This is a genomic window from Methylobacillus flagellatus KT, assembly GCF_000013705.1.
Classification (GTDB): Bacteria; Pseudomonadota; Gammaproteobacteria; order Burkholderiales; family Methylophilaceae; genus Methylobacillus; species Methylobacillus flagellatus.
Window position 1 is genome coordinate 2,603,120 of record NC_007947.1, and the last position, 10,469, is coordinate 2,613,588.

9 protein-coding genes and 1 pseudogene are annotated in these 10,469 nt (G+C 57.7%); 6 read left to right on the top strand and 4 right to left on the bottom strand.

Annotated elements, in window-relative coordinates:
* Positions 1–38 precede the first annotated feature (38 nt).
* Positions 39–466 (bottom strand): annotated as a pseudogene (locus MFLA_RS14710) (GNAT family N-acetyltransferase).
* 183 nt (positions 467–649) lie between these two features.
* Here MFLA_RS14710 and MFLA_RS12405 point away from each other — a divergent pair.
* Positions 650–1,054, top strand: coding sequence for a DoxX family protein (locus MFLA_RS12405; RefSeq protein WP_011480648.1), 405 nt, complete (start codon positions 650–652; stop codon positions 1,052–1,054).
* Positions 1,055–1,121: 67 nt separating this feature from the next.
* Here MFLA_RS12405 and ispH read toward each other — a convergent pair whose 3' ends face one another.
* From ispH to MFLA_RS12420, 3 genes are read right to left on the bottom strand one after another with little or no spacing between them, the layout of a single operon-like run.
* On the bottom strand, positions 1,122–2,048 hold the full coding sequence (ispH, locus tag MFLA_RS12410) for a 4-hydroxy-3-methylbut-2-enyl diphosphate reductase (protein WP_048811740.1): 927 nt from the start codon (positions 2,046–2,048) through the stop codon (positions 1,122–1,124).
* Positions 2,049–2,083: 35 nt separating this feature from the next.
* Positions 2,084–2,998, bottom strand: a complete 915-nt coding sequence (locus tag MFLA_RS12415) for a CobD/CbiB family protein (RefSeq protein ID WP_011480650.1) — start codon at positions 2,996–2,998, stop codon at positions 2,084–2,086.
* Entirely contained in the window at positions 2,995–3,558 is a 564-nt protein-coding gene (locus MFLA_RS12420) for a GyrI-like domain-containing protein (RefSeq protein ID WP_011480651.1), read from the bottom strand. The genes MFLA_RS12415 and MFLA_RS12420 overlap by 4 nt, the downstream gene beginning before the upstream one ends.
* Before the next feature lie 310 nt (positions 3,559–3,868).
* Here MFLA_RS12420 and purU point away from each other — a divergent pair, with 310 nt between their 5' ends.
* From purU to MFLA_RS12445, 5 genes are all read left to right on the top strand, one after another.
* Positions 3,869–4,723, top strand: coding sequence for a formyltetrahydrofolate deformylase (purU, locus tag MFLA_RS12425; RefSeq protein WP_048811993.1), 855 nt, complete (start codon positions 3,869–3,871; stop codon positions 4,721–4,723).
* A gap of 390 nt (positions 4,724–5,113) precedes the next feature.
* Positions 5,114–6,997: a TolC family protein gene (locus tag MFLA_RS12430; RefSeq protein WP_048811741.1), complete on the top strand. Its 1,884-nt coding sequence runs from the start codon at positions 5,114–5,116 to the stop codon at positions 6,995–6,997.
* A 12-nt stretch (positions 6,998–7,009) separates the two neighbouring features.
* Positions 7,010–7,771 carry a hypothetical protein gene (locus MFLA_RS12435; protein WP_011480654.1) on the top strand — a complete coding sequence of 254 codons (762 nt, stop codon included), beginning with the start codon at positions 7,010–7,012 and terminating at the stop codon, positions 7,769–7,771.
* 47 nt (positions 7,772–7,818) lie between these two features.
* A complete protein-coding gene (locus tag MFLA_RS12440; protein ID WP_048811742.1) occupies positions 7,819–9,075 on the top strand; it encodes an HlyD family type I secretion periplasmic adaptor subunit in 1,257 nt (418 codons plus the stop codon).
* Positions 9,076–9,102: 27 nt separating this feature from the next.
* Positions 9,103–10,440 carry a hypothetical protein gene (locus MFLA_RS12445; protein ID WP_011480656.1) on the top strand — a complete coding sequence of 446 codons (1,338 nt, stop codon included), beginning with the start codon at positions 9,103–9,105 and terminating at the stop codon, positions 10,438–10,440.
* Positions 10,441–10,469 lie beyond the last annotated feature (29 nt).

Genomic DNA, 10,469 nt, shown 5'->3' on the forward strand with positions numbered 1-10,469 from the left:
TCCCGCACCTGGATTCAGGCGCGGCATGAAAGACAGGGTTAGTTGCTGATATGCAGCTTCATGGCTTGATGGGGAATGCCGGCATCCATGTATTCATCCCCAATGCGGCGGAAGCCGGCTTTTTCATAAAAACCGGACGCATGGGTTTGCGCAGAGACATGAATATCTAGCCAGCCGTGCTGCCGGCACAACTCGATGGCCGTATGCAGCAACGCCTGGCCACCCCCTGCCTGCGCCAGTGTTTCAACACCGCCATGCGGCCAATGGTGCCATCGCTGAGAATGCGGGCGCAGCCGATCGATTTACCATCCTCCGTGACGGCCAGCAGGTGCAGGGAGGTCTCGTCCAGCCCATCCCATTCGAGATCGGCTGGCACATGCTGCTCCTCGATGAAAACTTGCTGACGAATAGCCGATATCTGGGCCTGATCGCTGATCCAATCAGCCTGCCTTACATAAAAAGTCATGTCGATGTTCTTTCTGTTCTTGGTAGGCGGGAGATAGGCATTTCAGCCCGGCGCCTGCCGCCTTGACAAGTGTTGCGGCGCATGGCGCTTACAGGCATCATCTATGCTCGCCTCGATTGATGAAGTCGATATAACAATTAACTTAAGCACAATTATTGTGCATTTGGACGAGAAGGTAAGACGATGACGAAGTTTTTAGGTTTCCTTGGGCGCATCCTGTTAGCACAGATTTTTCTGGTCGCCATCCTGTTCCAGCTCATGATCATTTTTCAGAACCCCAGCGGCTATGAGCAATACCAGATGTACCTTGGCCATTTCGGCCTGCCCGGCGTATTTGCACCTTTGATGATCCTGGTACAGCTGGTATTTGGCCTGACCCTGCTGTTGGGGTTCAAGACCAAACTATCTGCTTATGTGCTGGCAGTGTATGCGATTTTCGTCGCCGTCTTCTTGAAGCTGCCCGACCCCACACCCGGCAGCGGACTGATTGGTTTCATGCAGTACCTCGCACTGGCCGGGGGCTATATCACCCTGGCCTTGCATGCCCCAACGGCCTTCAGTCTGGACAATCTGCGCAAGGCTGCTTGACCACCGCAGTGCACGCACTCGAAAAAGGGCGGTAGAACCGCCCTTTCAATTTGCCAACCGCGATATATCAGGCCTCGGCCAGATTGCGCGGTATTTTGAACACCACATTCTCCACCACGCCATTGAGCTCCTGCACATCGGCAGCGCCCAGCGCTCTCAGCTTGTTGATCACTTCCTGCACCAGGACCTCCGGCGCAGAGGCACCTGCAGAAACACCGATGCGTTTTTTACCGACGATCCAGGCAGGGTCAAGGAAAGAGGCATTGTCGACCATATAGGACTCTACTCCCTGGTTCTGCGCCACTTCCCGCAGCCGATTGGAATTGGAGCTGTTGGGAGACCCCACCACGATCACCAGGTCGCAATCCCGCGCCATGACCTTGACTGCATCCTGGCGGTTCTGCGTCGCATAACAGATGGAATCACTGCGCGGCGGGGTGATCTCGGGAAACTTGGCCTTGAGCGCACTCACGATCGCAGCGGCATCATCGATCGACAGGGTCGTCTGCGTCACGTAGGCCAATTGCGATGGATCTTTCACTTCCAGCATCGCCACATCCTCCGGCGATTCCACCAGGTACATGCCACCCTCGGCCTGGCCCATGGTTCCTTCCACCTCCGGATGTCCCTTGTGGCCGATCATGATGATTTCCTTGCCTGATGCACGCATCTTCGCCACCTCAAGGTGCACCTTGGTCACTAGGGGGCAGGTAGCGTCGAACACCTGCAAGCCACGGGCTTCTGCCTCGGCGCGCACATCCTTGGAAACACCATGGGCGCTGAAAATCACGGTGTTGCCGGCGGGCACCTCATCCAGCTCCTCGACAAAGATCGCACCCTTTTTCTTGAGGTCGTCGACCACAAACTTGTTGTGTACCACCTCGTGTCGCACATAAATGGGGGCACCGAACTTCTCCAGTGCCTGCTCGACGATAATGATCGCGCGGTCTACGCCTGCACAGAACCCACGTGGGTTGGCTAATACAATATCCATAGTCTCTTCTATCAAGTCACCCACTGCCCTCTTCATCACTGCCCCAGCCAGTGGGCGAAGGTCAGCAGTAGCAATAATCCAATCAACAATACCAGCACGCGCCAGACGAGACCTACCGCACTGCGCAAATAGTCGGCATCGGCCGCATCGCCCAGGCCGATCTCGGGGCGGAAGACCAGAATGCCATTCATGGGCAACGGTTCGCCTATCCTCACGCCCAGTGCGCCAGCCCCGCTTGCGAGGATCATGCCCATCGCCTTATCCGGCCAGGTCTCCGCCTGAGAGCGCCAGCAATAAATCGCATCCTCAAAATCGCCTACGATTGCAAAACTGCCCGCGGTCACGAAGGCGGGTGGCCAGTTTAGCCAACGAAACACCTTGCGCGCCCAATCATTGAAAGGCGTCGCTTCTTCAGGCTGCCACTCCATGGTGACGATATGGGACAGCCTGTAAAACAATGCGCCGGCAGGACCGAGGATGACAAACCAGAAAATCGGTGCAAACAAGCCATAATGTGAGCGTGACAACACTGTCTCCACACTCACCTGCGCCACTTGCGTCAGCGTGAAGTTGTCACTGTCGATTTTCTCCCACTGCCCGAGCAAGAGACGTGCCTCGTCGATGTTACCGGTACGCAATGCGGCAATGATCTCTTCCGCACGCGGGCCAAACTGGCTCAAGCGCAAGGTGAAATAAAGCAAGGCCACGCCGAATACGATGCCAAGAATTGCATTCACCTGCAACAGCACATAGTAGACCGCACCAACCAGGAGACTGGGCAACAGCACGACCAGCGCCCAGGCCGTCATCCCCTGCAGGCGGTTGCCACCATTGAAGTTACGCTCCAACAACTGGACCAAGGGCGCGACGATCTCCTGCAACCAGTCCAGCTTGCGGTGCGGCCGGTAATAAGTCAGCGCCAGGGCGCCAATCAGTGCAATGAAGTTCAAGGCGACACTCCTGCATTGGGTTGTGATTCAGGAACGGGATTCAACGGCATTTCGACGCTCAGCACACTATCATCCACAATCTCGACCGTGGGCAGGTTCAATGGCATATCCTTGGACTTGACGAACTCCAGCACCTTGGAATAAGTCTTGCCATAGGCAAGCAAGGGATGCGCCTTAATGCTGGCGACGAACACTTTGCGCACGGGTACGGTATCCACCTGGATCGGTGCCACCGGCTTGGCATCGGCATCAATGATGAAGCCGGCACGCGCATGCAGTTCCTTGTATGGCGTAGTGCGTGGATCGCTGAAAATCAGGGTGATTTCCGGGCCGGGCTGTATATTCTGATCAACCAGCTCGTGCAGTACCTCTTCCTGCTTGCTGGATAGCTTGGAATAAGGGCCGTCGGCTTCTAGGTAGGCATAGCGGTAATTGCCTCGCTCTGCAATCTCGACATCGGCAGATGAAAACAAGCCCCACCACCACAGCACCAGGGTCACGGGGATCAGAAATACCAGCAGGAAATAAGGTAATTGTTTCTTCACGGTCTTGGCTGCCATCAGACAATTGTCCGCAACATGCCTTGCGGGCCCGAACAACAGGCTGAGGCTACTATTATTGTTACTGCCAAACGATACCACAGACACAGCTTGTCTTCATCATAACTTTCAATCATGCATTTGAAATCCCAACTGCACGTATTCACGCTATTTTTTGAGGTGGGCACGGCACCTAACCGTAGGCTCGGGACATAGGTACGGGTGCTGTGCCACATTGGCATCAATACCCAATGAAAATGACGTGAGCAGCGCTCAGCCATCAAATCCCAGTATAATGGCGGTTTTGCGTTTCAAAGCTGCCAGAGCCACGATGAAAAACACCGCAACCCTGCTTGTGACCTGCCCTGACCGCAAAGGCATCGTCGCTTCGATTGCTGATTTTCTCTATCGCCACGATGCCAACATCCTGCATGCGGACCAGCACCAGGATGCCGAGAACAACCTGTTCCTGATGCGTGTAGAGTTCGACCTAGAAGGTGCCAAGGTAACCTTGGACAACTTCCCGGGGCACTTCTCTTCGATTGCCGACCAGTTCAGCATGAATTGGGAGCTCAAAGGCTCACAGCGCCGGGCACGCATGGCCATCATGGTCTCCCAATATGACCATTGCCTGGTGGACCTGCTGCACCGCCACCAGAGCGGCGAGCTCGATTGCGACATCCCACTCATCATCAGCAACCATCGCGATACTGAGCACTTGGCCAGGTTCTACGGCATCCCTTTCTTCCATATTGAAGTCTCCAGAGACAACAAGGCCGAGGCCGAGGCGCGGCAATTCGCATTATTCGATGAACACCAGGTCGACCTCATCGTACTGGCGCGTTACATGCAGATTCTCTCCCCTGATTTCGTCAAGCGCTATCCGCACCGCATCATCAATATCCATCACTCCTTCCTGCCGGCGTTCATCGGCGCCCGCCCATACCACCGGGCCTTTGAGCGCGGCGTCAAGCTGATCGGTGCCACCAGCCACTATGTCACTGAAGTCCTGGATGAAGGCCCCATCATCGAGCAGGACATTACCCGCATTTCTCATCGCGACCAGGTCGAAGACCTGATACAGAAAGGTCGAGACCTTGAGCGGGTCGTACTATCCCGCGCCGTGCGCTGGCACATCGAAAACCGCATCCTGCTCTACGCGAACAAAACCGTGATCTTCGACTGACCGGACCAACGCCGAGAAACTGTCATCAATGCCGGAATATCGACATGATGGTGCCAAGTTCCGGCTACACTGGCACTGGCGACTCAAACGCCGCCTTAGTCCAATAGGACTAAAAACCCTATAAAAACAATGACATTTACCTAGCACATCATTTAGACTAGCCCGCAGCTCTCCGAATTGGCGCAATCCATGCTTAATGATGGGTTGTCATCAATCATGCGTGATATCCGCAACTCGCTTGGGTTCACAATGATTGACATTCAGGGCATGGGTTTTGAGCTAGATTAACACTGCAGAGCAGAAAGAATTCCGCCGCGTATCTATAAAAATCACTAAGGGTTGAACGTGTCAAACAGCCGCAAGTACTTCATGTTTAAATGTACATGGCCTATGTTAGTGGTGACAGCAGCCTGGGCTGCCGAACCGCAAGGGGAAACCACAAATGCACCTGCCAGCGCATTGCAGACTGCTTCCAGCGCCGCCCACGCGGCAGTTGAGGCTGCCAATGCGGCGGCCGCAGCAGCCACGGCCGCCGCGAATGCCGCTACTGCGGCCGCGAATGCAGCCAGCGAAGCAGTCAAGGCCACCGAGCAGGGCTTGAAGCAACCACAGCTAGTCGTCGCGCCAACGACGCCGGAGCAGCTGGCTTCTCCCCCTGCCAGTGCAGCGCCTGCCCTTGTTGGCAACACTCCCCTGCAACAGCAGGCAGCCCAACCCAATGTGGCACCAATCGGACTGCAATCGCTGAACCTGGACTTGCCGACACAGGCTCAATCCGTGGCTGCAGTCGACGAGCTCCACTTGTCACGCCTGTTTGGCACCAGCATCATCCCGGTGGCAGTAGCCAATGAAATCCACAATGAATACCTGAGCAGCGAGTATGCAGATCAGGTTCATTCCGAGCAGTCACCGGCCACCGTCACCGACACCATGGATATCCGCGCGGCAACCGATGCCGCCGTCGATTTCAGTCGCGATGTGCATATCGCCGATGAACGCCTGAACCAGGCCGAAGCGCAATCCAAGCAGGCACGCGGCCTGTTGCTACCCAATCTTTCCGTGCGCTATGGCAAGGGGCGTGAAATCTCCTCACCCTCTTCCGCCATTAATGCCCGTACCGGCTCCCGCATGGAGGAATCGCACCATACCCGCACTGACCGCATCATTACCCTGCGCCAGCCGCTGATGGACTTGACCAGCATTTATGACTGGAAGCGCCGCCAGGCCATCATCAGTGCACGCGAGGAAAGCCGCCGCGGCAGCCAGGGGGATGCCTGGCTTTCCACCGTCAATGCCTACCTCGGCCTGACCACCAGCCGCCTGATTGCCGACCTGTCGCTGGGCTATGAAAACCAGCTCAACGAACTGTTCACTTATGTGGACAAGCGCGCTGCCGCCGGCGCCTCCAGCGATGCCGACCGCGAGCGCGTGCGCGCCCGCAGCCTGGCCGCGCGCTCGGCACGTACCCAACAAGAAGCCGCGCACTCGGCTGCCAGCATCGAATTCCTGCGCCTGACCAACATCGCACCACAGAATATCCGGCTGCCGGAGCGTGAAGACATGGGCACCATCCCGTCAACGGCAGCCGAAGCCATCAAGATCGCGATGGACAACAGCCCCGACATCGCATCAATTCGGGAAGAACTGCGCGCGTCCCAAATAGACCACAATGTGGCCCGGTCACGTTACGCGCCTCGCCTCGACCTGGAGCTTTCCAGGTGGACCACGGACAACGCAGGCGGCCCCGTGGGCGAGCAGGACGACAAGCGCTTCATGGTCGTCCTGAACTGGAACCTGCTGAATGGTGGTGCCGACTACTACATGGCGCGGGAGAAACTGTCGCGCATCGAGGAAATCCGTTACCGCCTGGACGACCTGCAGCGCCGCATCAGCCAGGCCATGATCTCGCAATATGCCATTCTTGAGTCCACCCGCGAGCAACTCGTTGCCGGATACCGCGAATTGAATGCGATCACTTCCGCAGTAACTGCAATGTCTGAAAAGATGCTGGCAGGCAACCAGTCGCTGCTGGATCTGCTGGATGTCTATGACCGCCAATACCAGGCCCGTACCCGCTTGGTGACGCTGCATGCCCAGGAAATCGACGCCCTCTCGCAAATCAATCGCTTGCTCGGACAATCCCGGCCCATGACCATGGTTGCCGACGGCAAGGCGCCAGGTTTCGGTCCTGCCACGCCGCATGCTGAAGACACCGTGACCATGCCGTTGGACCTGCAAGAAGAAGGCACGGCTACGCCGCTACCCAAGGAATAGTGAAAGAACGCCATGCAGCTTGATAACGAACAGGAAGACGCCGGCATTTTCTGGCCCGGTTACGTGGACGCAGTCAGCAACCTGGTGCTGAACCTGCTGTTTGTCGTCGTGATTCTCACCATTGCGGTCTTCATTTTCGCCATGGAGCTGGGACGGCGCCATATCAGTGCCGAGACCCCGGTTGCACCGCCGGCTGACGAGCAGATGCATGTCTCCCAGATCACGCCTTCGGATATGGAAGCGATAGAACCCACTTCGCACCAATCCGACGATGACGCGGCCCGCTTGCGCCTGCAGGTCGATGCATTGCAGAAACAACTGGCCGCCCTCAAGGGCAAGGACGACGAGGTGCGCCGCCTCAAGGAAGAGCTGGCGGCTCTGCAGCATGAGAAATCTGCCGGCCGCAACAGCCAGCGCCGTGTGGTTGCCGCCACCGTACGTGCCGAAGAACCCGACATGACCATCTCAGGTGCCCAAGGCGGCCTCGTTGTCGACTTCGTTGATGATGCCATCACGATATCGACTGCCGAGGCCGATGAATTACGCGGCCCGCTGCAGCCTATCGTGGAAAGCGGTGGTGCGACCCTGGAAGTCAGCGTCCCGCCAGGCTTTACCGAGGCACGGCGCCTCGCATTCTATCGCGCCATGGCGGTACGCAACCTGCTGATCGACATGAAACTCCCTGCCGACCGGATTCGTGTTTCCATCATCGATGGCAACGCCAGGTCGGACAGCTCGCTGGTCTCCGTCGTGCCGGCAAGCGGTAAAGAATAGAGGGCACGCCTGGCGACATGAGCTGGTTGCGCAGACAATGGAATGCCATGACGCCTTCACGGGCCTTTGTTCTGATCAGTGTGTTCGCTGTCGCGGCATTGATCACTTGGGCAGCACTGGCACAAGTTGACCTGATTGTGCGTACGGTGGGCCGTGTGGTACCGGCGGGCAAGGCGCAAATCGTGCAGCACCTCGAAGGCGGGATTGTGAGAACCCTCCTTGTGCAGGAAGGCGAAATCGTCAAGGCAGGCCAGCCGTTGATCGAGCTTTCCGACATCAAGGCGCGCTCCGACCTCGGTCAGGAGCGTACCAAGCGCGACGCCCTGCGCGGACGCGAGGCAAGACTGCTGGCGGAGGCACGCGGTAAGACCAGCATCGAGTTCCCTGCCGACCTGCACGATGCCGAAGTCAAGCAAGCAGAGTCCGCCGCGCTGCGTGCCAGGTTATCCAGCGTGAACGAGGAGTCCCGTGTATTGCGCGACCAGAGTGCCCAGCGCCGAGGTGAAATCGCCGAGATTGAGACCAGGCGCAAGAACTTGGTGTCGGAGATCGAGCTGGCACGCCAGCAGCATGCCCTGATTGAAGGGCTGAACAAGAATGGTGCCGCATCGAGGATGGAATTGCTGGACGCGGAAAGCCGGCTGCAGCGCCTGGAGTCTCAGTTGCGCGAAGCCGAAGCAGCTTTGCCCCGGCTGAAAGCGGCACAGGCGGAAATCGAGTCCAAGATCGCCGAGCTGTGGGCCCGCTTCCGGGCGGATGCAACAGCCCAGTTGACCGACGTCCGGGCTGAGCTGCAACGGTCTACACTCGAGTTCGAGACCAATGCAGACCGCCTTGAACGCAATATCGTGCGTGCGCCGATGGCAGGGTTCATCAACCGCATGATGCTTTCGACGGTGGGTGGCGTGATCAGGCCGGGAGAGCCTTTACTGGAAATCACGCCGGAAGACGAACATATCGTCGTCGAGACCCGTGCGAGGCCGGATGACCGTGCCAACCTGCGCAATGGCCTGCCGGCAAGGGTACGCATCGGCGCATTCGACTATGCCACTTATGGCGCCTTGCCAGGCAAGGTCACCGAAGTCAGTGCGGACACCTTGTTCGACGAACGTGAAGGGTATTACTACCGGGTGAGGGTAGATGTTGGGAGCATCAGTGAGATCAAGCTGGCGAAATCTGCTGGCCCGATTTCACCAGGGATGTCAGTGACGGCGGATATTGTCGTAGGCAAGCGCACCGTGCTTTCCTACCTGCTGTCGCCGATGATGCGTTTCGGGGATCGCGTATTCCGCGATCCGAGATAGAGATTATTTGTTAAAGGTAAGTTCCACATGCTGAAGCGACTAAGAATTTATTACTTTTATGCGGCTTTGCCATTCGTGCTGCTTTTGCTGGGGGCTGCCGTCTATCATGAGGCCATCATCAAGACGCTGGTCGAGAACCCGCATCCGCAGATCAATTACGCCATCTTCTTCATCACTATTCTCGGCGGCATCCTGATCCTGCTCAACGTCCGCCGCCTGTTGCGCGAAGCCAGCAAGCTGGAAGACTATACCAATGCCGTACAGTCTGGCGAAGGCCCTGCCCAGCTACAGGACAGAGCACAGTCCTATGAAGGTGATATTGCCTATGTATTGCGCATGCTGGCCACTTCCACCGGTCGAGGCATTGCCCACCAGGAGCAAGTCGCCATTGATGCTGAGCTCAATAGTGCAGGCCGCCGATTGGTCAATCGCAACGCCTTGCCGCAATTCCTGACCAGCTTGCTGGTCGGCCTCGGCCTGCTGGGCACTTTCATCGGCCTGCTGGCAACGCTGGACGACATCGCCATATTGATTTCCAGCTTTGCCACCGTCAACGTGGCAGTGGACAGCCCAGTCGAAGTCTTTCGCGACATGGTATCGCGCATGCGTGCCCCGATGCGCTCCATGGGCATCGCCTTCTCGGCCTCACTGTTCGGCCTGCTCGGGTCCATCGTGCTCGGCTTCATGATGGTGGCTGTACGCAGGTGTACCCAAGAGGTCCTCTCCATCCTCGGCTCCGAAGTCGCCCAGCACATCGAACAAGCCATTGCGCGCCTTGCCAGCAACGGCCAGACCGGCAATGCCGCTACCACAACAGATGGCGAAACCGTGGTCATCGAATCTGGCATGCCAGACAATGCCGGCTATCTTGCCAATATGGACCCGGCAGAACTCAAGTTCCGCCGCGAAGTCGCCACCGAGGAAATCCGCGTACTACGCCGCATTGAAGAGCGCCTCAGCGAATCTTCGCGCCTGCAGGAACGCGCATTGCAAGCCGAGCTCGACAACTTCAGCAAGCAGCGTGGCGAAATGATGCGCGCCATGGCCGACCATAACGAAGCCGTCTCCCAGTTCCGCGGCGAACTGCAGCGCGTGGGCCGCCAGCTCGGTACCATCCTCAGCATGATGGAGCGCGGCAATGCGGACATGATGGGTCAGCTAAACGACCATTTTACCGGCCTGATCCAGGCGACTACCCGCCAGGGCAGCGACCTTGCGCGCATGACGGACATGATGACCCGTATGACCGACGACTCGATGGAGCTTCGTACCGCCATCATCAACATGATGGACAGGTTCTCGCCAGCCGAGCAGCGCGCCCTGCTGGCCAGCCTGTTGGAAGAAGCGGGCAAGCAGCGCCGCTGATCACGACGTTCCAGCACCTGAATGTTGAA